The sequence below is a fragment of the Pseudomonas sp. CBZ-4 genome (assembly GCF_000346755.1).
Lineage (GTDB): Bacteria > Pseudomonadota > Gammaproteobacteria > Pseudomonadales > Pseudomonadaceae > Aquipseudomonas.
This window is the reverse complement of sequence record NZ_ANNV01000164.1, coordinates 192,548-215,840: the sequence shown is the minus strand read 5'-3', so window position 1 is coordinate 215,840 and position 23,293 is coordinate 192,548. Positions and strand designations below refer to the sequence as shown.

Here is a 23,293-nt window from a genome sequence, read left to right as displayed (position 1 = left end):
ATAGACCGAAGTGATGCTATCACAGGCAAGCCAGCTCCCACATTTGCTTGTGTCGAATTTTTTTGTCGCAGTTCTTTTTCAGGCAAATGTTGCAAAGATCTACAAACCTGCTGCTTTTACCGCTAGTCTGCGGACATCTGCAATGCCGACAACAGCCTTCTACAAGAGCCCGGCGATGACTGATCTGTCCCGAATCCAAGGGCCTGCCAGTGCGGTGATTCCGACCCTGGAAGGTCGCTTCTACAGGCCCCCCCTGCCTGACGGCTACGTGCTGCGACCGCGGCTGTGCGAACGGCTGGCTGCCGGGCTGGACGGGCGTCTGTTGCTGGTCAGCGCGCCGGCGGGGTTCGGCAAGAGTTCGCTGGCGGTGGAGTTCTGCCAGAGCCTGCCCGCGCACTGGCAAAGCCTGTGGCTGGGCCTGAGCCCACGGGACAATGATCCCGGCCGCTTCCTGGAGCGCCTGCTCGATGGCTTGCAGCACTATTTTCCGCAACTTGGCGCCCAATCCCTGGGCCTGTTGAAGATGCGCCAGCGTCATCAACCGTTCGCCTTTGAAGAATGGCTCGATGGCCTGCTCGACGAGTTGACCGTCCACCTGTCCACCCGTGCGCCGCTGTTGCTGGTGCTGGATGACTATCATCTGGCCCAGGGCCCGGTGCTCGACCGCTGCCTGCAATTTTTCCTCAATCATTTACCCGATGGCCTGGTGGTATTGGTCACCAGCCGCCAGCGTCCCGATTGGCACCTGGCGCGGCTGCGTTTGTCACGGCACTTGCTGGAGCTGCATGAGCAAGACCTGCGCCTGACCCATGCCGAGTCCCTGGCCTTACTGGACCGCCACAGCAGCTCATTGCGCGGCGAAGCCCTCGACAACCTGATCCGCCGCAGCGAAGGCTGGGTGGCTGGCCTGCGCTTCTGGGTGCTGGCGGCTTCCGAAGCTGGCAGCGACGGCGCGTTGCCGCAAAGCCTGCATGGTGGCGAAGGGCTGATCCGCGATTACCTGCTGGAAGAGGTCATCGACTGCCTGCCCCCGGAAGTGCAGGCGTTCCTTTACGACACCGCGCCGCAAGAGCGGTTTTGCAGCGAATTGTGCGACGCCGTCCGCGAAGCCCACGACAGCGCCGAAATCCTGCGCTACCTGCAAGCCCACCAAGTGTTCCTGGTACCGCTGGACGACCAAGGCCACTGGTACCGTTATCACCATCTGTTCTCCGACTTGCTGCGCACCCGTCGCGCCAGCAGCAACGTGTTGCCGCCCGCCAGCCTGCATTTGCGCGCCTGCCGCTGGTTCAATGCCCAGGGCTTGATCGACGAAGCAGTGGAGCAGGCGTTACGCGCCGGTCACCTGGATGTGGCGGCCAACCTGGTGCAGAACCTGTCCGAAGAGCAACTGCTGGCCGAGCAGAATGTCGGCATGCTGCTGCGCTGGAAGATGGATTTGCCTGACAGCCTGCTGATCAGCACGCCGCGCTTGATCGTGCTCTACAGCTGGGCCCTGGGCCTGGCGTGCCAACTGGATGCGGCGGAAGAATTGTCCGGCTACCTCAGCCGCTTCCTGCCGGCGCCGTCGGCCACCGCGCAAAAATCGATGCTGGCCCAGTGGCTGGCGCTGAGCGGGATCATCGCGCGCGGCCGGGGTGATCGCGAGCTGACCCAGCGTTATTGCACTGAAGCGCTGGAAAGCCTGCCGCAGCGCCGTTACGGCCAGCGGTTGATGTGTCTGTCGACGCTCTCCAACCTGGCCATCGTCGATGCCGACCTGTGGCGCGCGCGGGGCCTGAACCGCGAATCCCTGGAGCTGGCGCAGCGTGTCGGCAATCCACTGTTTGAAGCCTTGGCCCACTACGATCGCGCACGCGTCCTACAGGCTCGGGGCGAAATCCTGCGTTCTTTGGACGAAGTCCGCCAGGGTTTGCAGCGTTTGCAAGGGCTGGCACCGCAGCGGCTGTACGCGGTGCGCGCACGCCTGGCGCTGTACGAAGGCTACTTGTTGCTGATGCGCTGCCAGCCCGAAGCCGGGATCGTGCGTTTGCGTGCGGGCCTGGCCGAAGCCCGCGCTTGCCGTGATATCAGCGTGCTCATCGGGCATTGCGTGATCGCCAACTACGAAGGGCGGCGTGGCGAGTTCCCCAAGGCATTCGCTGAACTGGCCGAGGCCGAGCGCTTGATGCATATCTGGGACGTGCCGCCGATCTACTACCTGGCGATGATCACCCTGATCAAGTGCGAACTGTGGCTGGCACAGGGCCGCACCGACCTGGCCGATGCCTGGTTGACCCGGCTGGGGCAAACCTACAACGGTGAACACGCTGCGGCCGCGCCGGAATTTCATCCACACCTGCCGCAGCATATCGGTTTGCAGCAGGCCGCGCTGGATGCCACGCGCCATCAATCTGCTGCCGCCCTGCATCGCCTTGAAGAGCTGGCGCAACAGGCACATAACAGCGGCCGGCAGATGATCGCCCTCATGGCCCTGACCCAGCAGGCGCAGTTGCTGCTGGAGAGCGGTCAAGACGCCAGGGCGCGCCTGATCGTGGCTCAAGCCCTCGAGTCGGGCGCCGGTGGCGCTTTGCAACCGTTCCAGCGCCTGCTGGAGAACCACCCCGAGTGGATGCGCGAACAACTGGGCAAGGATCCCCATGGCCTCTTGAACCTAGCGCTACTGGCGATGTTGCCGGCGGTCGTAGTGGCGGACGCCGTGCCGATGCAGGAAACCCTGAGCGCGCGGGAGATGGCGGTGCTGCAATTGATCGCCGAGGGCTGTTCGAACCAGGAAATCAGCAACCGGTTGTTCATCTCCCTGCACACGGTCAAGACTCACGCGAGCCATATCAACAGCAAGCTGGGCGTGGAGCGGCGCACCCAGGCGGTGGCGCGGGCGCAGGAATTGCGGTTGATTGGCTGACGCCTGAGGCCAGTCTGGTTTAATAGTGCAATTGTTCCGGCGATAGTCGCCCGACAACGCCATGTGATTTGCACTAGAGGACCGTTCATGGAAACCCTGACCCCGACACTTATCCGCGAAACCTTCCCCGTCGGCCCCTTGCAGTGCAACTGCAATGTCACGCGACTGGCGATGACGTTGATTTATAAGGTGTTTGTATAAAAACCTCTTTTATTTCAAATGTTTGTGTTCTTGCAGTGATGTGCGTTTCTAAGCGTACTTTTGCAGTGTTTTGCTCTCGCAGTGTGCCAAAATTGTGCCCGCATAATTGTTGTGTCAGAGCTCTAGGCCTTTCTGAATCCTCTTCAAAAACCCTTCTGATGTGAACCCTCAAAACCAGTCACTGGCAGGGTGACCCGACTCGGGCACTTTCTAGCACTCTGTAGCAATGTCCTGCTGTGCGTATCTGTGCGATGCGGTAATCAAGGTAAAACTCTTTCCAAATATTCACCTACAAGCGAAGTAGGTAACTCGAGAACCTGTGCGCATTCGAACCAACCAATGCGTGTCGAGGCCTGTATGGCCTGGCCAGGAGTCTTGAGGATGAAAGCGCTACTTACCGTTGATGATCTGTCTGGTTGCATTCATAAATCGGTCACAAGCATTCGCAGCGACGTAACCCGCAACCCGCTGTCCTTGCCACCGATCTGTCGGCTACCTGGCACCAAAAGGCTTCTATGGCGCGCAGAAGACGTAGAGCACTGGTTGGCAGATCACGTATCAGGTTTTGCTCTGACGACAGGGACAGCCACCGATGAGGCTGTTAAAGCCAAGCCGGGTCGGCCTACAAAGTCGCAACAAATCAGAAAGCAGAAGACTCGTTTGCCTTCATCAGGAAGCCACAGCAGCACAGCCTCTGTTGGTGTCTGATCATGAGTTTTGGCTGTACTTCCAATCCTCCAGGTACATTCGACGCACGCATACAAAAAATTCGCGCCAAGTCGCCGCAAACGGTGACACCTCCGGTACAGCTCCCGCTTTGGCCGGACTCCACGCGAGGAGTCCCGAATGTTTGGCTGCGGTGCGCATTGTTTGCAGGTATTCAAGGCAAGGGGCGAAAGGCCTTGAAGCGTGAACTGCTAGCTACTGTCGATGGAGTCGAGATTCGCTTTTCTGGATGGCAGCTTGACCAATCAGATTTAGACGTCTGGGAAACGGTCATTCATTTGGCACGCCATCATAGGATCGGCAACCGAGTTCAGTTCAGCGAAGTTCAAGTGTTAAAGACATTGAAGCGCTCCACAGGAACCAGCGATCGATTGTGGTTGAGATCAGCACTGGTCCGTCTTGCGGGGGCAACAATTGAAATGAAATATGGCAACCTCATGTTCTTTGGAGCATTGCTCAAAGGGGCTGGGGACGAGATGACCGGCTTGTACGTCATAGAGCTTGAGTCACGGCTTGAGGCGCTATACATGGCAGGCTGGACTCAAATCGAATGGGATGAGCGTGTACTCCTCAGACGCAAACCACTTGCTCTGTGGCTCCATGGTTGGTTTTGCAGCCATGCCGAACCTTTCCCTCTTGGCATAGATACAATTCAACGGCTGAGTGGGAGCGTGAACGCGCATCCGGCCAGTTTTAAACGTCAGCTGAGTAAAGCGCTTGATGAACTTGTTTTGATTGGGGCTCTCGTCTCATGGAGGTTGAGTGGTCACCGGGTATGTGTGATTCGCACACCAACATCAAGCCAGCAACGTCATTTGATTAAGAAAAAACGTAAAGGGGGTCGGTAAACACACCTACCGCCCCCAGCCAATAAGGACGATTGTGTCCGCGTAAATCTTTGCGTAGCCGATGGACATGCGTGCAGGCACTGAGACGGCGCTGGCAAGGTAGTCGCTGTGTTCGGAGCGGCGAAGTCGCACTGTGCTTATCTGTTCGCCAACCGCCACGCCAGGACTAACGGTGCGATCAATTTGGTTGACACAAGTCTCACCTTGTATACGATGCAATCGAGCGCGAAATCAGTGGCCTTCAGCGGCAATGACTTGCGTAGGAACCCCGGCGATGGCTGAACATTGGCGTAGGGTGAGACCTCCACACCCCTGCTTGAGGGTGTGTATATGAATATCAAGCTCCAAATTCGAGGGCTACTGTCACCAGTAGCCCTTTTCTTTGCCCTCAAAAAACCGTGTAGCGCTTGTAGAGCAACTCGCCATAACAATGCTTGTTGAGCGATTTGGCGTCGGTGGGCATGAGGTTCAAAACATCTTTCCATCGATGACCAACGCTTACATCCGTCCGGCCAAGTCATCTAAGTGGCCGCCCATTTATCCATGCAAGGTTTGTTGGGCAGACGCTTACAAAAAACTGGGTAGGTGAGCCTGTGGATAAGTGCATTTTTGGACGTGGGATACGATGCACCAGGACATGGGATGCGATGCACTCGAAATGGGATACGGTGCACAGAGTTGTGGGATACGATGCACGAAAGTATGGGATACGATGCACACTATCCACAGGGTATAATCGGCTGTAGGCCTTGCGCAGCAAGGGATAGCGCAGCGTGGAGAAAATGCCCTAATCCTTTTTTAATCCTTATTTAATCAAAGAGATCTCACTGTCCCTCTTGTGTTAACAACTCTGAAGCTAAGTGGGCCGTGCTGTTTTGTCAGCAGAATGGCCGGGACGCTGACACTTGAGTGATTCAGCGACGTCACCATCACGCATCGCTACTGACCCAGTCGAACTTCAGGTCATCCCATCGTTTGGAATTGGGATGGATCGCTAAAGGGTCGCTAGCATATTTTCTGGCAGCGTCGTCAGATGGTGGATACCTCAATCCAGCCTTCTCACAGTAATCTGGATACGATTGTAGCTTTATGGTTTCCATCCGAATTAGTTCGTCTTTTAGGTCGTCAAGTATGCCTAGTAGAATTAGCCTGAGTTGAATGTCGGAATTGGATATGCATTGAAATAGGCCTCTATAAGCTCCTATTCCATCGGAGTTTATTTTAAATAATCTGATCGCGTGAGTGTGCAACCTGTAAAGGGCAACGGCCTCTATAAAGTATTCGAACGGCAGCTCGTGAAAATTTGATTCCGTTGCGAGCATTACTTCGCCTTCGAATATCCTCAATGCTTCGCAAATGTCGTATTGGTTGTTTTGGTTGTAAAGTTCATCATTGCATGACTTGTCATTCATGAAGTGCGCATCTACATTTATCCTGGTTTTGCAAAGTTTCCAGAGCTGGTCGGGCTCTCCCCATAATGCATGCCAAATGTTTGATGGACCTTTGTGAAAGAGGTCTTGTGCATCGCTAAATAGTTCCTGTAATAGATCCAGCTGCTCATTCTGTAATGCTGTGCTTCCTTTAAAGCTACCTGTCCATCTATTGCTCTCGGCTGTATTGGCTCGGTTGTATAGTCCTTCTTTTATCATCTCTTGGTCGAACCACCTTGCGAAAGTGTCCGCGAATGGCAAGGTAACTCGCAACGATAGCTCATTTACGAGCGCCTTTGTTCTAAGGCGATTTCGGAAAACTCGAGTCTGTTTCTCGGAAAATGAGGTTGTCATGGCCATCAAGGTGGATTTCCAGAAAAATTTATACCTGCAAATCTATACCAACCTGACGCAATCTGCATCTGTCCAAATCGCTTTCGATATTGTCTGGGAGCTTGCTGCCGGTATATCGAAATTTATCCATTCGATATACCGGAATCATATGAAGTCAATAATAGATTTTCTACAGGGTAAATACGGCTCACTGATGACCATTGATCAGTTGGCACAAGCCCTAAGTCGCAAGCCATCAGGGCTTCGTGGCGTACTGCAGAAACCAACGGAGCCCTGGATGTTTGAATTGAATCGGGTTAAGCGGCGTATTGGGCGACGTATTTACTTCCCTACGGATGCTGTAGCCGCATTGCTTAACGGCGACCTTGATCGCCAAGATTATGATTAATTCGATATGCCTGGCCAATTAAAGAGTATTGGCTGTAATAGAGCATCAGCGCCGACCGGTGGCCATAAAAAATTGAGGGGCAAAACGCAGTTGAAGAATCTAGCTTCCCTAGGAGCGATCATGAAGTCATTGTCACTGAGAATAGCGGAGCGCGTAGCAGCTTCGATAGACGCATCAACAGGGGATAAAAATCGGGCCGCATTCATCCTGCTGAGAGCCGAGATCCAAAGCGCTATTGATCACGGTTGCTCGATTTTAAAAATATGGGAGGTACTACGAGATGACAATTCAATCAATTTTGGCTATCAGGCGTTTCGGCGTTACGTCCACCAGCTTTGCTCGAAATCAGATGGGTGAGTGTCGCAATCGCTAATAAAGCGTTGCTAAGCCGATCCTCTACCTTTCTTAAGTCGATCAACCGTTCTTAGTACGGTCAAAACCTGATTAGGAGCGTTCTTATAGCGAATAATATTGATTGTCCGAGATAAAACACCGCATTACTTACCAAAACAACACCCGATTGAAGGCTAGAGGAGCATCGAAGTGCAGGGCAAGATAGGTGAGGTTAGCTAACCGGCAAGCCGGTCAGCCAATTTCACTATCACTCATTCGCGCCTGCCGGCACTCAACGTGGACTTGCTCTGCGAGGCCATTCGCATCCGCGAAGTGAAGTTCACCATGAACATATGAGGAAACCGTTATGCAAACGAAGAAGCCTGGTCTCGACACCAGAAAACATGGCAAGCACTTGCGAGTGCCCGTTCTACCCGACGAGGAAACCCTGATTAAAGAAAATGCTGCCCGCGCAAGCCTGACTGTCGCGGAATATCTGAGGCGCCTTAGTTTGGGGCATGTGATTAAGGGGACGATCGACTCGGAGAACGTGCTGAAGCTCGTAAGGATCAATGCTGATCAAGGACGTCTGGGAGGGCTCCTTAAGCTCTGGCTGACTGACGACCCTAAGCTGGCGTTAGCCAACATCGCTTGGACGCCGGGCGTTGTGAGGGCACTGCTGAAGCGCATAGAAGCCAATCAAGACAAAATGCTACGACTGGTGCAGTCACTCAAATTTTAGCCGCTAAAAAACCAATCTTTCAGAAACGTGCTTCCCTTTGGATGTTGGCGCAGCCAGGAAGGACAATCGGCACGCAGGCGACGAAATACACATTAAGGGCTGGCCACCCAGGTCGGCGCCAAAGCAGACCATAGCTACAGACCCGGTGATTCGGTCGTGATGCTGCTTGCTGGCAAGTCTGGTTATGCTAGGGACTTTCCACTGTGTTTCGATGGTTGACTCATGGCGATTATCCCAGGCTTTCCCGAAGCGGCTTTTTGAAGGGGTGGCGACCCCACCAAGGCTTCGCCTCTCGTTTGGCTCGCTCCCAGTCGTGCTTGAGTAAGAATGCCAGTCGCTTGGAAAACTCAGGGAGTCGCTTCGCCGGTTCTTTGCTGTCATCAAGCTTCTCTATGCACTTGAGTATGGCGACATCCTCAGGATCGTGCGGATTCAGCAACAACTCAAATACCATCCGCAACTCGACTAGCGATGGGTTTTCACCCTCGAGGGGTATCTTACTCGCCACCCGGTGCACCTTGATCGCATTGACCCTAATCTGCTCTCGCCATTTAGCGCGCTCTTGAGTGACATTCTCGATTTGAATCTTCCGCTCTGAGTTCACGAGACTGACATAGCCTCCGACTAGAGCGGCCACTACTGCGGATGTTAGCAATGTCTCAATCATCGACACATTTTTTTCCTGGTCACCGTGAATGTCATGTTCAGAGGGGGGCATCAACAATCAAGTCGACAGCGTTGTCCACTATGGACGGACGGCGCGCAGCACCGGCAAGCTTGCGACCATCGGACAGGACCAAGCCACGACCCCAAAAGCGCAGCCCGGTACCTAGCTGCTGCCCCGGTAGCTAAACCGCCACGTGGAATCGGGCGGTCCCTCGAACGAAGGTCTGCGTTGTCAGTTTGCATGGAAGCGGCGTAGCACCGACCACAAGGTCGAAGCGGCCTAACGCGCAAGCCTGCAATCTTATCGTGCCACTATGCCAAATTTCGGTACTATTCGGCTATGCAGGATTCTCCGAAAGGTCGCGAAATGGACTTCACCCTTGTTATTTCCCATGCGCAGTGCACGCGGAAGCTCTACATGAGCACAGACAGGCTCCAGAACTCGCTTCGGAAAAAGTGCCAATACCTCAGTAGCCTTGTAAACCCACCTCAGAGCCAACCCAAAGCATCTGTGCTCGAGCATCAACCTCACAGGTGGCCGCCCTTACAAAACCGAAACGTCGTTAACGTTACCCAAAATTTTGACCTTTTCGACGTCAGAGCGGCAATGCTCGAACTGCGGAAACGCGCCACACGTATGCACCATAAAATCGGATACAAACGCAGCTCAGCCATCTTGAGACTGCTAGGGGTTTTCCAACTACCCACCGAAGCAGAGCAAGCTAGCGATACAAAAGTTGGACTTAAAAAGAGGCGCATCCCATTTTGACAAAAATGCACAACGCCCACGCTGTTAGCGTCCTAGTCCGAGGGGCAAACAATAGAAATGAGCGCATCAAATGTTCACTTCTTACTGCGCAGCGCACAGAGCTAAAGCAAATTAAAATGTTTCTGGCTTTAAAGGTGAGACCTTGACCAAGACAAATAAAGCAGCGAATTCCGGTGTAGAAGCCCTGCTAGGTTTTGAGTTTCAACGCAATTGCGCGCTGTACTTATTGCTTAATAACTACGCGCAAATTAGCAGCCGAGAATTTTTCTTATGCATAGAACATCACGATGACTTTTTATTTTGCTACAGATCGGACTGCCTCAGCAACATAGAATCGATTGACTCATATCAAGCAAAAAAACTTTCAGGCGGGATGTGGACGATTGATGCGCGATTTGCCGAAATCATAGCTAAGATGCTTGACGTTGGAAATGATTTAAGAAACGATCCATCGCCAAAGTGCAAAGATTACGCGCATAGCTTAACTTTCATATCAAACACCGACATCAAATTAAGCTACGTACCAAAAAAAGCAGAAAAGCAAAAAGGCAAAACTGACGTAATCCACCTTCTCAACGAGCAAAACAGCGAAAGCCGTTATGATGACATCCCTGAAGAGATAAAAAACAAAATAAAAGAAAAGGTACGCGAACACTGTACCAAAGAATCAAGCACCTTCAACGAGGCAGAATTTAGCAATCTACACATCCAGTGGGTAGATTTTCCCCGTAACAAAAACTCTCAAAAAGATATATTAGTCGGTTTGATGCATAGAGAATTTCCTCATATTCCAGACCATTCAGCAGCGGTCGAACTGCTTCTAAGTCTCTTTAGAGATGTCGAAGCCGTATACAACCAGCGCAAAATTATCAACCTGCTCGACAAAACCAAAAGGGTTGAGGGCTTCGAAATAAAAAAAGCAATTAATGTTATTGAGACAGAGCAGAAAGCATTCGAACTATGGCGCGCCAACTCAGTAGAGCTAACACGGAAGTTTCGCGTTCCTCTAGGAGTTCAAAGGAGTCACGAAAATTACATCAGAAACACCTTCGAACTCCTAAAGGATATGAGCAACAACGAACACCAAATAATAAAAACCTTTATCAAAGAAAATGATTACACTCTCGATTTCTACTCTTATGAAGAAATGTTTGACGCGTACACAATCAGCATCAAAAATACTAATAACATAAATCTAAAAGATATTGATATTTTCTTTGCTGCGCTATGTGCGTTTGTAGAATACTACAGCGGGAATTAAAAATGAGTGCAACTCTAACGTTTGACCGGCTATTTGTCAGTTCCGAATCACATGACGTCTGCTTCTACGGTGAATTTTCGCCAGGTGCGAATATAATCAGCGGCCGTAATACTTCGGGAAAGAGCTCACTCATACAGAGCTTACTGTACACATTCGGCGTTAATGATCTCAAAGAGAACCTTAGTGAAATCCTTAACTGTCACCCAACATTCAGAGTAGACTTCTCCAAGACAGTTGAGGGTCAGAAAGACAAATACTCAATTATAAGAACACAAAGTTCGATTTACGTTAAAGAACCGACTGGAAAAGTAGTCCCTTTCCATGGCATCAATGCTGACAATAGTGCCGAGCACATCGCGCTGAAGGAATACGTGCGAAGCCTGGTCGGATTTAATCTGCAGCTTGAACAGAAAGGGGAGCTAAAATCAGCCCCTCTCGAAAGCATGTTCCTGCCGTATTATATTTCTCAGTCTGTAGGCTGGGTGTATTTGCGAGAGTCGTTTTCAAACCTTCAATACTACAAAGGATTCAAAGACGACTATCTAGACTACTACCTAGGCGTAAGCAATAATTTTGATCGTGTTGAGCACAGGCAGCTTACACAAAAAAGAGATAAATTATCATCCGACGTTAGCAATCTCAGACGATACGGAAAAAAAGCAGAATTCCAATTCGCAAACCTTGTCGACGAAGAGTTCGGAGCACAGGCAGAGGAGTACATTGATAGCTACATAAAAATGTCGAGCTCACTGGAGGAAGAAAGAAGAAAGTACATAAACCTTTGCAATAAGCTTTCCTTGCTGCAAAATCATCACAAGATTCTTAAAAGAACAAAAAGCAACATCAAGAAACAAAACTATAATGATGTGGATCGCTGCCCGGCCTGCACACAAGTTCTTACCTACTCGCTGGAGGGCTTATACAGCCATTATCAAAAATACAATGACACCGTAGAACTTGAGTCACACATCACAGAGCAGTTAACAGATAAGAAATCAGAGATTCATACGTCCAGCAAGAAAATTACGAGCATATCCAATGAAATACTTAACAACTACGGCACACTACTAAACAACACCATTGATGGAGTTACTTTTGATCGGTGGATGTCAAACAAAGCTAACGTCGTGCTATACAGAAAAATGCAAGCCGACATTGAGAGGTTCGGCGATGAGCTAGAAAACATAAAGACTTCTCTTGGCTCAATGGCTACAGAAAAGGAAACCTTATCCAAGCGAGCCAACAAAGAAACTGAATTTAAAAGGCTTTTTGTAAAATACATGTCGCTATTGGAACTCAAACCGCTGACCGACAGTAGATATCTAGATCTTTACAAAATCAGTTCTTTCCCTAGGCAAGGGGTTGAACTTCACAAGACCGTTATGGCTTATCACTTTGCACTTAACTCTTTAATCGCAAATTCAAAATCTGCTCATAGGCTACCATTCTTGCTAGATGCGATACTCAAAGAGGATATTGACGAAACGAACCTCAATATTATCCTGTCATTCATTGGTAATAATCTACCTTCGGACACCCAGGCTTTCATCTCTATATCTGAGCACGTCAAAGACGAAGCCGGTTCTGATGAGACTTTAAACCCCATAGAAAGAATAAAAGTCAGCGCAATAAAAGATACTTATTTCCCGGAAAACTCGAAACTTATTTGCATTGGAGGAGGCAAATCAGAACGTAGCTTCCTTTCTCAGCCTCTCAATAAGCATCAAGAGATGCACATGAATACCGTCGAGATAACGGCAGTTTGATATGCTAAAGAGCCCTACTAATGAGAAGACAACTTACTCTGACCCTAGGCCTCTGCCTGCTGAACCGCGAGGAACGGTCTGACTACCGTTTCTCGTCGCAAAAAGGTACACTCTCAGGTTTCTGCGAATTTCACGAAATTTCGCTCAAGCCTAGTAGTTACGGTAGCTACAGCTTATTTTACCTGCTCTATACTACTACCAGTTTCATTAGGCTTGCAGCGTTCACAAGCAACTCATAATCCTTTGGTCCACGATTCGAGTCCGTGCGGGTCCATCGTCTTGATATCCGCCTGTTACACGCCTTTTTTCGTCTAGGGATGGGTAGCTTCGAATCGCTAGCCTCCGTTAGCTCCAAAGGCCGTAAGCCAAAACCAGGCTTAGCTCTTTATCGTGCAAGCCGATAGAATCCAATCCCTTAATGCAGTCAGAGCACTACTGTGATGGAACACCTGGACACCATTCTCATCCGATGGGGCAAAACAGGCGGGACTGAACCTGCCAGGTACCAGCTGAGTCAGCTTGGTATGCCGCTGCAAGAACCAGCTGGCGATGACGCCTACGTGGCATACCTACGTCCGTCATCAACCAGTCAGGGCAGTCATCACTCTCGATGTTCTGCACAGCCTCGGCTAATGCGCTACTCAAGTGACCGAGGTTGGATAGCGAATTATTCGACGAAGCGTACATTAAAAACAAAATAATTCTCTGCCGAGTCTGAGCGGACCGTATGTATTCGGACGTGGGGACAATATCTACAGCCAGCTTCACTTTTCACAAAGAAAAAAGCATTATGAATAAAGCACAGAATTTCAGGAATAAAATCTGCAAGTGTCTCGATTACGAGAACACAATACAATGTCAGAAGATAACGATAAACAGGTCAGACTTAAAACTTTACATCAAGGAATATGATGAAGTTCAAGACGCAAAGAAATCCTGGCACTTGCCGCTAACAGTGCTAATTTCTCTTTTAATAGCGCTAACAACCACCAGCTTCCAGCCAAGCGTAACTATACCAATACTGAACCATCCAATTCAGATGCCCGATGGAATGAGTGCGGTCCTATGGTGTGCGACCATTGTGTTCACCATCTGGACAGTACTTGCAATTTTTAAATCTGCTAAGGCGGAAAATCCACTCGAACTCCTTTTAAGAAAGATAGATACATCAATCCTAAACAAGCCGGACAGAACGTCTATTTTCATAATAAAACGAGATGCTCATAGCAAAATTGAACTTCTCGTAGAAAAGAAAGGATCTTGGGCATGCTATTTTTTGCCCTATGTTAAACAGGTAGCGCTAACGGAGTACACAAACAATCAAAAAGAAGGTACCACTAAGTCTTTAGGTGATAAGCTAGGGATTGATGCAAAGAATATTAAAATCGATTTGCTGCAAGAGTTCAATTTTAAATCAGAAAAATTTGACCCTCCGCAAAAAGTAGTAAAGGAATATCACTTCGAAGTTTTTCATGTAAAAATCACCGGTAGTGGACTGCAGGGCGATGTTTTCAATGTTGGTGATAGAGTTTATCACTGGAAGACATTGAATGAGCTAGAAGAAGACCAGAACACAAAAAGAAATAACAAAGATATTCTGAATCATCTGAGAGACAACTACAACGATTTAGTCTTGAATGTCAGCAACCACAATGTCTAGTCATATGCTTGATGTAATATGGAATATTACTTTAGTCTGTCCATGGGATTGCAAATTTTGCTGCACCGATGCCGTCCATGTCGCCTCAAAAAACAGTAATATAATTGTAAGGGAGCACTCTTTAAGAAATATCACATTTGTCGAAAAAAGCACTGAATCATTATTTAAAGAAAAATATCCAGAAGTGATTCCAACTAAGTTCGACCTTGCACTTCTGGATAGACAAATCTCGGGAAAAGAGCCTACGTACGAGGAGAAAATTAAAATACTGAACCATCTAAAAGGTTACGAGGTAAAAATCGATTTTGCGGGTGGTGACCCCCTAGCATGCTATGAAAATTATTTGCTAATAAAAGCAGCTTCAAAGTTATTTGGAAAAGAATCTATATCAATAACGTCCACTGGAGCCTTTATAAAAAAATATGGTGCTCAAGAAGTGGCTAGCTTCATTGGAGAGTACGAATTTACTTATGATGAGCCTTCTGGTAGCCCCCAAGGTTCTAGACCTTTAGGGTATAACTCGTCAAATCTTAGAATTGCAAAAAAGTTTTCAGACCTTGGTGTCCGTACAAAAGCGCAGCTACCAATGCACGCCGGAAATATGGCGGTACACAGAATTAAAAGAATATATTCAGATCTTTGCGAAGCTAATATTAGCGAATTATTATTAATGCGAACATTTCCCGTGGGGCGCGGCGAAGAGTATCTGCGTACACATAAATTAACCAGGGAGGAAACAATTGACATCATTGAAAACTTCAAAGGAATAGAGGATAAAACAAAAACCAATATACGCCTCCAGTGCGCATTAAAGCATCTATACAGCCACAAGGAAAAAAGCAATCCTTGCGATCTCATGCATAAGTCATTTGGTATAAATTTTATGGGGGACTTGCTAATTAGTGCGTGGGCTAATAATGAAAAAGGCTTACCCCTCAGTGAGGACTTTGTATTAGGCAACCTTTGCAAGCAAAGCTTTAAGGAGATCTCTAATACTGATAGGTTTCATAGATACAAAAAACGGCTTGACGAAAATTTTGGTCACTGCAAGATATTTTCGTACATGGCGGCAACTAAAAAATCTGAGGACGGTATCTTTCAGAAAACTGATCCTTTGTATAGCGAATTATAAGTAGTAATAGTAAATTGTTAGCGGGTTCGGTTTAATTTGTAGTGCGCGGGTATAGCTTAAGCCTAATTAGGCCGAAGCACAAAAAGCAGTATCCGATCGGTGTTGTCCTCCGTTTTTATTGATTGCGTTAAATTGCGCTCAGCCCATCTATCACTCTAATTTCAACTCCATTATACCTACGATAATTTAGGCGCGATTTCACAGGGCTCTCTGCGCTTCTAGTTAACTCATAATCAGCAAGTCGAATTAAGTGAGCTTCTTGGCTAAGTCCTCCGTTTTTGGATGGTAATAGCGCATGAGCATGCGCGTATCTTGATGGCCCGTGATCTTGGTCAGTTCGTGCAGCGGGAAGATTTCCGCTAGACGCGAGGTTGCCTCATGGCGTAAATCGTGGAAGCGCAAATCCATTAGGAACGGATCGGCCTCGATGCGCTTGTCGATATTTTCCTGTGATAGTTTCTTGTGTTTGAGGTGAAGGGACAGACCTTCCGTGTAGGCGTGGCGTGCGTTGGCGATAGCGTTTGCAAATGCCTTAGTTATTGAGTCCGGCCGACTCCGAAAACAGCGACCGTCGTCTCGCTCAGCAAGGTTTTTCAATATGCCCGCTGCCTTGCTGGAGAGGGGGACGCCGCGGGAAGAGCCGTTCTTGGTTATCAGCAGCAGAGCAACTCGCTTGTCTAGATTGACGTTAGCGCTTTGCAAGCTAGTAATTTCACTGCGGCGCATTGCTGTTTCCACTGCGAAGGTCATGATCTGTGGTAGCTCGGTCGAACGAGAGTAGCGGCAGATCATTTCGAGCTCGTCCACGTGTTCGTACAGCAGCTTCCCACCTTTTTGTGTCCATACATCGGCGCTGAGAATTCGTCGCTCGCGTGAGTCGTCAACACTTGGTTGGCGGATGAGTTCGACCGGATTGGTCAGAGACTCCATACGCCACTCTTTCCGGGCGATGGTGAATACGTGAGAGATCAAGGCGAGTTCGCGGCGCACCGTGGCTGGAGCCAGGCCCTCTTCGAGGCGACTATCACGGTAACTCGCCATATCGGAGCCACGAATGCTGGCAAGGGAGCGAAGGGCCAATGGATGACGTTGCATAGCTTGGATGCGTGACAGCTCGGATGCACTACTGCGTTTTTTGCAGGTTATCTCTTTGGCGTACAACTCCAAGGCGCTGGCAAAGGAGGTCGCTTCAGCTTCGCTGCGACTGACGAATACTCCAGCATCCATTTCACGCTCAATCATGGTTGCCCAAGTTTTTGCTTCGAGCTGGGTATTGAATGTGCGTGTCTGTTGGGGCCACCCTTTACGTCTGATCTGGGCGTGCCATTGGTGGGGGCCTTTTTTCCTAAACGTCGCCATCGTTTTTCGCACTGTGCCAAAAATGTGCCATTAACTTTACAGGAACACCCATGGAACCCGCAAAGCCCGCGATAATCCGCGAAACCTTCCCCGTCGGCCCTTTGCAGTGCAACTGCACCATCATCGGCGACCCCATCACCAAAAAAGCCATCGTGGTCGACCCGGGCGGCAACCACGAATTGATCCTCGCGCGCCTGGATGCGCTGGGCCTCAAGGTGGTGAGCATCATCCATACCCATGCCCATCTGGACCACTTCCTGGCTTCCGGCCAGTTGAAAGAGAAGACTGGCGCCACCTTGCACCTGCACAAGGAAGACCAATTCCTGTGGGACAACCTTGAGATGCAGTGCCAGATGTTTCGCGTGCCCTACACCCCGGTGCCATCGCCGGATCGCTGGCTGGAAGATGATGAGGAACTGGCCTGCGGTTGTGGCGTAGCGCTGCATACCCCGGGGCATACACCGGGTTCGATGAGCTTCTGGTTTGCCGATGCCAAGCTGCTGATTGCCGGTGACACCTTGTTTCGGCGCGGCGTGGGGCGTACGGATTTGTGGGGCGGCGACCAGGCGACCATCGTGCGTTCGATCAAGCAACGCCTGTATACCCTGGACGAAGACGCGACGGTCGTGACCGGGCATGGGCGGGACACGCGACTGGGTGACGAGATGCGTGAGAATCCATTTGTCAGGGCTTGAGAGCCCCTCGGTATTTTTCTGGAAACCCCGTGGCCACTCTCCGACGAAACTTACAGAGAAAAAGACAATTCCCGTTCAGCCAGCGTCTGCTAGGGTTTTAGTGTGCTCACCTGTTGTAGCGCGGGTGCCTGCCGCCCATGGAATTTTTGCCCTTTCTCGTGTTCCAAGCTCGGCACAGGTCCATTGCCAATGTCCTCTGCATCACAGAATGCAAAAGTAGGAGCTTCCTTCATGTTCACTTCCCGTCGTCTGCTTGTTGTCGCTACCGTCGTAGCCCTGTTATCCGGCTGCGCTACGCCTAACCCTTATGACGGCAGCAGCCAGGGGCAGGCAAGTAATGAATCCGGCGGAATGAGCAAGACCGCCAAATACGGTGGCCTGGGTGCCCTGGCCGGTGCATTGGCCGGTGCGGCCATCGACCATAACAACCGTGGCAAGGGCGCGTTGATTGGTGCCGTGGTGGCCGGCGCGGGTGCTGCGGGTTACGGCTACTACGCCGACCAGCAAGAGAAGAAGCTGCGTGAAAGCATGGCCAATACCGGGGTTGAAGTGCAACGCCAGGGCGACCAGATCAAGCTGATCATGCCGGGCAACATCACCTTTGCCACCAACTCGGATGCGATCTCCAGCAGCTTCTACCAGCCGCTGAACAACCTGGCCAACTCCCTCAAGCAGTTCAACCAGAACACCATCCAGATCGTCGGCTACACCGACAGCACCGGCAGCCGCCAGTTGAACATGGACCTGTCCCAGCGCCGTGCGCAGAGCGTGGCCAACTACCTGACCTCCCAGGGTGTGAGTTCGGCCAACCTGAGTGTGCGGGGTGCCGGCCCGGATAACCCGATCGCCAGCAACGCCGACGTCAACGGCCGTGCCCAGAACCGTCGCGTAGAAGTGAACCTCGGCCCTATCCCTGGCCAGCAGTACGGCCAGCCAGGCGCTCAGGCGCCGCAGCAGAACAACCAGTTCCAGGGCAATCCGTACTCGCAGTACCAGTAACGCCGCAGCAATAAAAAGGGCGCCGTGCAGTCAATGCACGGCGCCCTTTTTTGTGGCCGTCGGTTACATCAGTCGATGTACTCGAACACCTTGACGATCTTCTGCACGCCGGACACGCCCTGCACCAGGTTGGCCGCGCGGGTGGCTTCCGCCTGGGTCAACAGGCCCATCAGGTAGACGATGCCGTTGTCGGTGACCACTTTGATCCGGGAGCCGGGAATGGCGTTGTCGGTCAGCATCTGGGCCTTGATCTTGGTGGTCAGCAGCGCATCATTGCTGATGGCCAGCAGGGTGATCGGGTCCATGACCTGCAGTTCGTTGTGGACCTTTTTCACGCGCTGCACGGCCGAGGCGGCTTGTTCAGCCTGGGTCTTGAGGTCGGCACGCGGGGTTTGGCCGGCCAGCAGGACTACGCCGTTGAAGCTGGTGACGACGATGCGCGAGGCGCCGTTGCCCAGGTCGGTAGCGGCTTTGGCGACGTTGACCTCGACCTTGGTTTCGATCAACGAGTCGTCGATCTTGCTGCCGAAGGTGCGAGTGCCCTTGTCGTCCTGGATCGGGGTGTCACGTGTTGCGGTGATGGCGGTGCTGCAACCGGTGATAGCAAGGCACAGCGTGATGGCCAATAGGCTGAGGCGGTTAACGGTCATTCTTCACTCCCAAACAATTGGCTGTCGATCAGATCGCACAGGCAGTGGATCGCCAGCAGATGGACTTCCTGGATACGTGCGGTGACATTGGCCGGGACGCGAATCTCCACGTCCTCTGGCAGTAGCAGCGAAGCCATGCCGCCGCCGTCGCGACCAGTCAATGCTACGACAACCATTTCGCGATCATGTGCGGCCTGGATCGCTTGAATAATGTTTGCCGAGTTGCCGCTGGTGGAAATCGCCAGCAGCACGTCGCCGGGTTGGCCCAGGGCGCGGATCTGCTTGGAAAAGATTTCGTTGTAGCTGTAGTCGTTGGCGATCGAAGTGATCGTCGACGAATCGGTGGTCAGGGCGATGGCTGGCAGGCTCGGGCGTTCGCGTTCGAAGCGGTTGAGCAGCTCGGACGAGAAGTGCTGGGCATCACCCGCCGAACCGCCGTTGCCGCACGAAAGCATTTTGCCCTCGTTGAGCAAGGCGTTGACCATGACCTGACTGGCTTGCTCGATGTGCGGTGCAAGTACGTCCATCGCCTGTTGCTTGGTGTCGATGCTGGCCTGGAAAAGCTGGCGAATTCGGGATTGCATGTCCATCTGTGTGACCTTAAGTAGCGCGGCTGTTTGGCACAGGAATGTGCAGCCCGCAAAGCAAAGAGCAAAAGTGTGTGGTGAAGATGTCCGGCGAATCAGCTGTCGAAGGCATCTTTGAGCCAGTTCAGATCAGCCTGACCAGACGGTGTGCGTTCTATGGCAACCACATCGAAACGGCAGGGGGCGTCGGCCCAGCGATGCTCTTTTTGCAGGAAAAACTGCGCGGCGAGTATCAGCTTCTGACGCTTGCGCTCGTCAATACTGGCGAGCGCGCCACCCCATTGTGCGTGTTTTCTGTAGCGGACTTCGACGAATACTACTGTATCGCCCTCAAGCATGACCAGATCAAGCTCACCGCGTTTACATAACCAGTTCTGCGCCAGAAGGCGCAGACCCTGCTGTTGCAAATGTTTCAGAGCTTGCAGTTCGGCATCCTTGCCGCTTTGTGCGCTGGACCGCTCGGGCATCAGCGCGGCGTGTCGGGCAGGCGCTGGATGTCACCGCCGACGAACTTGGCCCATGGCATCTGGCGGTCAACACGTTGGCTGGCGCTGATGCCCAGGTTGCCAGAGAGGCCGTCGATGCGGGTGTCCGGCAATGCCTTGAGCTGACCCAGGCGCGGCGCCAGGCGATAGGCGTCAACGCCCATCGCGTACAGGCGACCCAGGCTGCCATTGGCTTGCGGCCATTGTGCGGCAACCTGGTTGCGCAGCGGGTCGGTGCTGTTGAGCAGCCAAGGGGTTTCGCAGAACATCACGTTGGTCATGTCCAGGTACTGGTTCTTGTCGCCACTGGCGCTGAATACGTGGGACGTCGCATACACCGGTACGTCACCGGCGTACTGGAAGTTCAGGGTCGGCTTGATCTGCTGGGCCAGTTGCGGGGTCACGGCCAGGAAGATGAACTCGATGTCCTGGCGGCGCGAAGGTTGTGCGGCAACGTCGGTGCCGACGGTGCTTTGCAGGCTCTTGGCGCGACCTTCGCTTTTGCGCAGCTGGAACAGGTCGGCGATCTGCTGGGCGAGGGCGACGGGTTGATCGACGTATTCGACGCCGACAACGGTGCCGCCATTGGCTTCCCAATCCTGACGGAAGGCTTTGTAGACACGCTCGCCCCATTCGCCACGCGGGACCATGGCGGCAGCGCGATGCAGGCCGTCGGCACGGGCGCGGCGCGAGACTTCGCGGGCTTCGTCTTCAGCCGCCAGGCCGAACTGGAACAGCTGCGCCGGGTTCTGGTCGGCCTCGCTGTAGTTCAGGGCGAGGGTAGTGATCGGCAATTGCGGGCGGGCGCTCAGCTGTTTGACCAGTGGTTTTTCCAGCGGGCCGACCACCAGTTGCACGCCGGCCGCCTGGGCCTTGGCGTAGAAGTCATCGATGGAGGTCAGGCGCGAGCTGTCGAAGAACTCGATGACCGGCGGCTTCTGCCCGGCTTGCTCAGCCTGGTAGTGCGCGGCCATGAAACCTTCGCGCAGTGCCTTGCCCACGGAAGCCAGCGGGCCCTCCTGTGGCAACAGCAGGGCGATCTTGGTCAGGGGCTGGCTGGCCAGCTCCTTGAGCTTGGTCAGCGGTGTCGGCAGTTGCAGTGCTGCCGGATGGCCCGGGTTCTGCGCGCGCCAGGTATCGATGGCAGCTTGTTGTTGCTCCAGGGTACCGGCGCCCTTGACCGCCTGGGCCAGGGAGATCCAGCCGTCGAGCGTCGGGTTGCCGCTGGCTTGCAGCTGGTCGGCAGGCACTGCGGCAATCAGGGCCCAGATGGCTTCGTGATTGCTTTTGGCGGCATCGCCGCTGAGCAGCGGAGCCATGGCCACGCGCTCGCGGGCAGCGGCGAGTGTCTGGCCGTCTGCTTCATAGGCGCGGGCATGCACGCTGCCGGTGCGCAGCTGCTGCTCGGTCGGCAGGTCCTTCAGGCTGAGCAGGCTGGGATGGCTGAGCGCCGTCAGTGCGGCCTTGGGCTGGTTGCGCGCCATGGCCAGTTCGGCGGCCAGGGTGCTGGCAAAGACTTGCGCGGCGGGCTTGAGGACATCCAGGGGCACTTGCGCAAGAATCTGCGACGAGCGGCCAGGGTTGTTCTGCTTATAGGCCATGTCTGCCGCACTCAGGCGCAGCAATGCGGCCTTTTCTGGCGTCTTGGCGGAGGTGGCCTGTTCGAGCAATTGCTCGATACTGGCATCCGGGGTCCGTGGAAGGTCGCCAAGGCTGGACGAGGGCGAGCTGGCGCAGGCCGCCAGGAGGGCAGCGAGGCAGAGGGCGGAGAGCAGCCGCAGGCAAGCGATCATGTAAGTGTTCCTGATACCGATCAAATTAGCGTGGAATTGTACCCAAGCACTGGCCCAGGCGCGATGTTACTGGCGTGAAACCGTCGAATTAGGTCGTGCAAATGTTGCCAGCAGTCATCTGCGGCTGAGGGTGAGGGCATATTATCGAGGCGCCTACGCGCTACAATGCGACTTTTCCCAACCATCGAGGTGTGCGTTTTGACTGCTCCAGGTCCTTTGAATTCCACTGCAGGCTCGCTTTTTGTCGTGGCGACGCCCATTGGCAACCTGGACGACATCAGTGCCCGGGCGCTGAAAGTGTTGCGCGACGTTAAATTGATCGCGGCCGAAGACACGCGGCACTCCCAACGCCTGATGCAGCATTTTGGTATCAGCACGCCACTGGCGGCCTGCCACGAACACAATGAACGTGAGGAAGGCAGCCGTTTTATCGTGCGCCTGCTGGCGGGCGACGATGTGGCACTGATCTCCGATGCGGGCACGCCGTTGATCTCGGACCCGGGTTATCACCTGGTGCGCCAGGCGCGTGTCGCTGGTATCAATGTAGTGCCTGTTCCGGGGGCGTGCGCGCTGATTGCCGCATTGTCGGCGGCGGGCCTGCCGTCGGACCGCTTTATTTTCGAAGGTTTCCTGCCGGCCAAGGCGGTGGGGCGGCGTGCGCGCCTTGAGGCGGTAAAGGAAGAGCCGCGCACATTGATCTTCTATGAAGCACCCCATCGCATCCTTGAATGCTTGCAGGATATGGAGCTGGTCTTCGGCGGCGAGCGCCTGGCGCTGCTGGCCCGCGAGCTGACCAAGACCTTCGAGACCCTCAAGGGCCTGCCTTTGGAAGAGTTGCGGGCGTTTGTCGAGGGTGACAGCAACCAGCAGCGCGGCGAGTGTGTGGTGCTGGTCGCTGGCTGGACGGCGCCGGAGAGTGAAGACGCCGTGGGCAGCGAAGCCATGCGCATCCTCGACCTGTTGCTCAAGGAGATGCCCCTCAAGCGTGCCGCTGCGTTGGCTGCGGAAATTACCGGTCTGCGCAAGAATGTGTTGTATCAAGTAGCGCTGGATAAACAGAAAGGCGAATAGTTCAGGGGTTAAAGCTGTATTTCGTCTGAACGTGATGGCAATTCTGAACTTTTATTACTTGTCCTAAGTCCGCCGTGCCGTTAACCTGCGCGGCGGAGAGTCGATTGGACAGTCGCTGCCCTCTATGAAAATTAGGGGGGGGAGGAAAGTCCGGGCTCCATAGGGCGAAGTGCCAGGTAATGCCTGGGAGGCGTGAGCCTACGGAAAGTGCCACAGAAAATAACCGCCTAAGCGCTTCGGTGCCGGTAAGGGTGAAAAGGTGCGGTAAGAGCGCACCGCACGACTGGCAACAGTTCGTGGCTAGGTAAACCCCACTTGGAGCAAGACCAAATAGGGTCCCAAGGCGTGGCCCGCGCTGGGACCGGGTAGGTTGCTAAAGGTGTCCAGTGATGGCCATCGTAGACGAATGACTGTTCAAGACAGAACCCGGCTTACAGATCGACTCTCCACCTTTTTTCCTTCTGTCCGAATCT

At 52.7% G+C, this 23,293-nt stretch carries 20 protein-coding genes and 1 other RNA gene; 14 read left to right on the top strand and 7 right to left on the bottom strand.

What is annotated here, in order from left to right; translation table 11 throughout:
• The first annotated feature begins 175 nt into the window (after positions 1-175).
• The 3 genes from B348_RS0124765 to trfA all read left to right on the top strand — a co-directional run bounded on the left by B348_RS0124765 (position 176) and on the right by trfA (position 4,680).
• A complete protein-coding gene (locus B348_RS0124765; RefSeq protein ID WP_017738723.1) occupies positions 176-2,905 on the top strand; it encodes a LuxR C-terminal-related transcriptional regulator in 2,730 nt (909 codons plus the stop codon).
• 582 nt (positions 2,906-3,487) lie between these two features.
• Complete coding sequence (locus B348_RS1000000131265; RefSeq protein WP_081609285.1) at positions 3,488-3,814, top strand: hypothetical protein; 327 nt, start codon at positions 3,488-3,490, stop codon at positions 3,812-3,814.
• 2 nt (positions 3,815-3,816) lie between these two features.
• Positions 3,817-4,680, top strand: a complete 864-nt coding sequence (gene trfA / locus B348_RS0124755; protein WP_032865174.1) for a plasmid replication initiator TrfA — start codon at positions 3,817-3,819, stop codon at positions 4,678-4,680.
• Between the two features lie 929 nt (positions 4,681-5,609).
• On the opposite strand, the gene B348_RS0124745 is transcribed toward trfA, so the two are convergent.
• Positions 5,610-6,329 carry a hypothetical protein gene (locus tag B348_RS0124745; RefSeq protein ID WP_157356557.1) on the bottom strand — a complete coding sequence of 240 codons (720 nt, stop codon included), beginning with the start codon at positions 6,327-6,329 and terminating at the stop codon, positions 5,610-5,612.
• Positions 6,330-6,462: 133 nt separating this feature from the next.
• Between B348_RS0124745 and B348_RS1000000131870 the strand changes: the two genes are divergently transcribed.
• The 3 genes from B348_RS1000000131870 (at position 6,463) to traJ (ending at position 7,927) form a co-directional block, all read left to right on the top strand.
• Entirely contained in the window at positions 6,463-6,852 is a 390-nt protein-coding gene (locus B348_RS1000000131870) for a hypothetical protein (RefSeq protein ID WP_017738720.1), read from the top strand.
• A gap of 6 nt (positions 6,853-6,858) precedes the next feature.
• The gene (locus B348_RS1000000132300) at positions 6,859-7,209 is read left to right on the top strand and encodes a TraK family protein (RefSeq protein WP_371105911.1); all 351 of its coding nucleotides are present in this window, start codon (positions 6,859-6,861) and stop codon (positions 7,207-7,209) included.
• Between the two features lie 343 nt (positions 7,210-7,552).
• A complete protein-coding gene (gene traJ / locus B348_RS0124735) occupies positions 7,553-7,927 on the top strand; it encodes a conjugal transfer transcriptional regulator TraJ (RefSeq protein ID WP_017738719.1) in 375 nt (124 codons plus the stop codon).
• 229 nt (positions 7,928-8,156) lie between these two features.
• Here traJ and B348_RS01000000130300 read toward each other — a convergent pair whose 3' ends face one another.
• Positions 8,157-8,600: a hypothetical protein gene (locus B348_RS01000000130300; RefSeq protein WP_157356556.1), complete on the bottom strand. Its 444-nt coding sequence runs from the start codon at positions 8,598-8,600 to the stop codon at positions 8,157-8,159.
• 904 nt (positions 8,601-9,504) lie between these two features.
• On the opposite strand from B348_RS01000000130300, the gene B348_RS0124720 reads away from it, so the two are divergent.
• The 4 genes from B348_RS0124720 (at position 9,505) to B348_RS1000000131655 (ending at position 15,181) form a co-directional block, all read left to right on the top strand.
• Positions 9,505-10,623, top strand: a complete 1,119-nt coding sequence (locus B348_RS0124720; RefSeq protein ID WP_026137044.1) for a dsDNA nuclease domain-containing protein — start codon at positions 9,505-9,507, stop codon at positions 10,621-10,623.
• A gap of 2 nt (positions 10,624-10,625) precedes the next feature.
• Positions 10,626-12,389 (top strand): ATP-binding protein, encoded by a 1,764-nt coding sequence (locus B348_RS0124715; RefSeq protein WP_017738715.1) that lies wholly within the window; start codon positions 10,626-10,628, stop codon positions 12,387-12,389.
• A gap of 790 nt (positions 12,390-13,179) precedes the next feature.
• Entirely contained in the window at positions 13,180-14,049 is an 870-nt protein-coding gene (locus B348_RS0124710; RefSeq protein WP_017738714.1) for a hypothetical protein, read from the top strand.
• Positions 14,027-15,181, top strand: a complete 1,155-nt coding sequence (locus tag B348_RS1000000131655) for an SPASM domain-containing protein (RefSeq protein WP_157356555.1) — start codon at positions 14,027-14,029, stop codon at positions 15,179-15,181. Before B348_RS0124710 ends, B348_RS1000000131655 begins: the two co-directional genes overlap by 23 nt.
• Before the next feature lie 246 nt (positions 15,182-15,427).
• Here B348_RS1000000131655 and B348_RS0124700 read toward each other — a convergent pair whose 3' ends face one another.
• Positions 15,428-16,423 (bottom strand): tyrosine-type recombinase/integrase, encoded by a 996-nt coding sequence (locus tag B348_RS0124700; RefSeq protein ID WP_256204499.1) that lies wholly within the window; start codon positions 16,421-16,423, stop codon positions 15,428-15,430.
• Positions 16,424-16,590: 167 nt separating this feature from the next.
• Here B348_RS0124700 and B348_RS0124695 point away from each other — a divergent pair, with 167 nt between their 5' ends.
• Together B348_RS0124695 and B348_RS0124690 are read left to right on the top strand one after the other, a co-directional pair.
• The gene (locus B348_RS0124695) at positions 16,591-17,235 is read left to right on the top strand and encodes an MBL fold metallo-hydrolase (RefSeq protein WP_017738711.1); all 645 of its coding nucleotides are present in this window, start codon (positions 16,591-16,593) and stop codon (positions 17,233-17,235) included.
• Positions 17,236-17,466: 231 nt separating this feature from the next.
• On the top strand, positions 17,467-18,234 hold the full coding sequence (locus B348_RS0124690; RefSeq protein ID WP_026137042.1) for an OmpA family lipoprotein: 768 nt from the start codon (positions 17,467-17,469) through the stop codon (positions 18,232-18,234).
• Positions 18,235-18,302: 68 nt separating this feature from the next.
• On the opposite strand, the gene B348_RS0124685 is transcribed toward B348_RS0124690, so the two are convergent.
• From B348_RS0124685 to B348_RS0124670, 4 genes are all read right to left on the bottom strand, one after another.
• The gene (locus B348_RS0124685; RefSeq protein ID WP_017738709.1) at positions 18,303-18,884 is read right to left on the bottom strand and encodes a BON domain-containing protein; all 582 of its coding nucleotides are present in this window, start codon (positions 18,882-18,884) and stop codon (positions 18,303-18,305) included.
• Positions 18,881-19,474, bottom strand: coding sequence for a phosphoheptose isomerase (locus tag B348_RS0124680; protein WP_017738708.1), 594 nt, complete (start codon positions 19,472-19,474; stop codon positions 18,881-18,883). Before B348_RS0124680 ends, B348_RS0124685 begins: the two co-directional genes overlap by 4 nt.
• 92 nt (positions 19,475-19,566) lie before the next feature.
• Complete coding sequence (locus tag B348_RS1000000131255) at positions 19,567-19,938, bottom strand: YraN family protein (RefSeq protein ID WP_026137041.1); 372 nt, start codon at positions 19,936-19,938, stop codon at positions 19,567-19,569.
• The gene (locus B348_RS0124670; protein WP_017738706.1) at positions 19,938-21,749 is read right to left on the bottom strand and encodes a penicillin-binding protein activator; all 1,812 of its coding nucleotides are present in this window, start codon (positions 21,747-21,749) and stop codon (positions 19,938-19,940) included. The genes B348_RS1000000131255 and B348_RS0124670 overlap by 1 nt, the downstream gene beginning before the upstream one ends.
• A 165-nt stretch (positions 21,750-21,914) precedes the next feature.
• On the opposite strand from B348_RS0124670, the gene rsmI reads away from it, so the two are divergent.
• Together rsmI and rnpB are read left to right on the top strand one after the other, a co-directional pair.
• Positions 21,915-22,820 carry a 16S rRNA (cytidine(1402)-2'-O)-methyltransferase gene (gene rsmI / locus B348_RS0124665; RefSeq protein ID WP_177325353.1) on the top strand — a complete coding sequence of 302 codons (906 nt, stop codon included), beginning with the start codon at positions 21,915-21,917 and terminating at the stop codon, positions 22,818-22,820.
• A gap of 96 nt (positions 22,821-22,916) precedes the next feature.
• Positions 22,917-23,270: RNase P RNA component class A (gene rnpB / locus B348_RS1000000130545), an RNA gene on the top strand.
• Positions 23,271-23,293 lie beyond the last annotated feature (23 nt).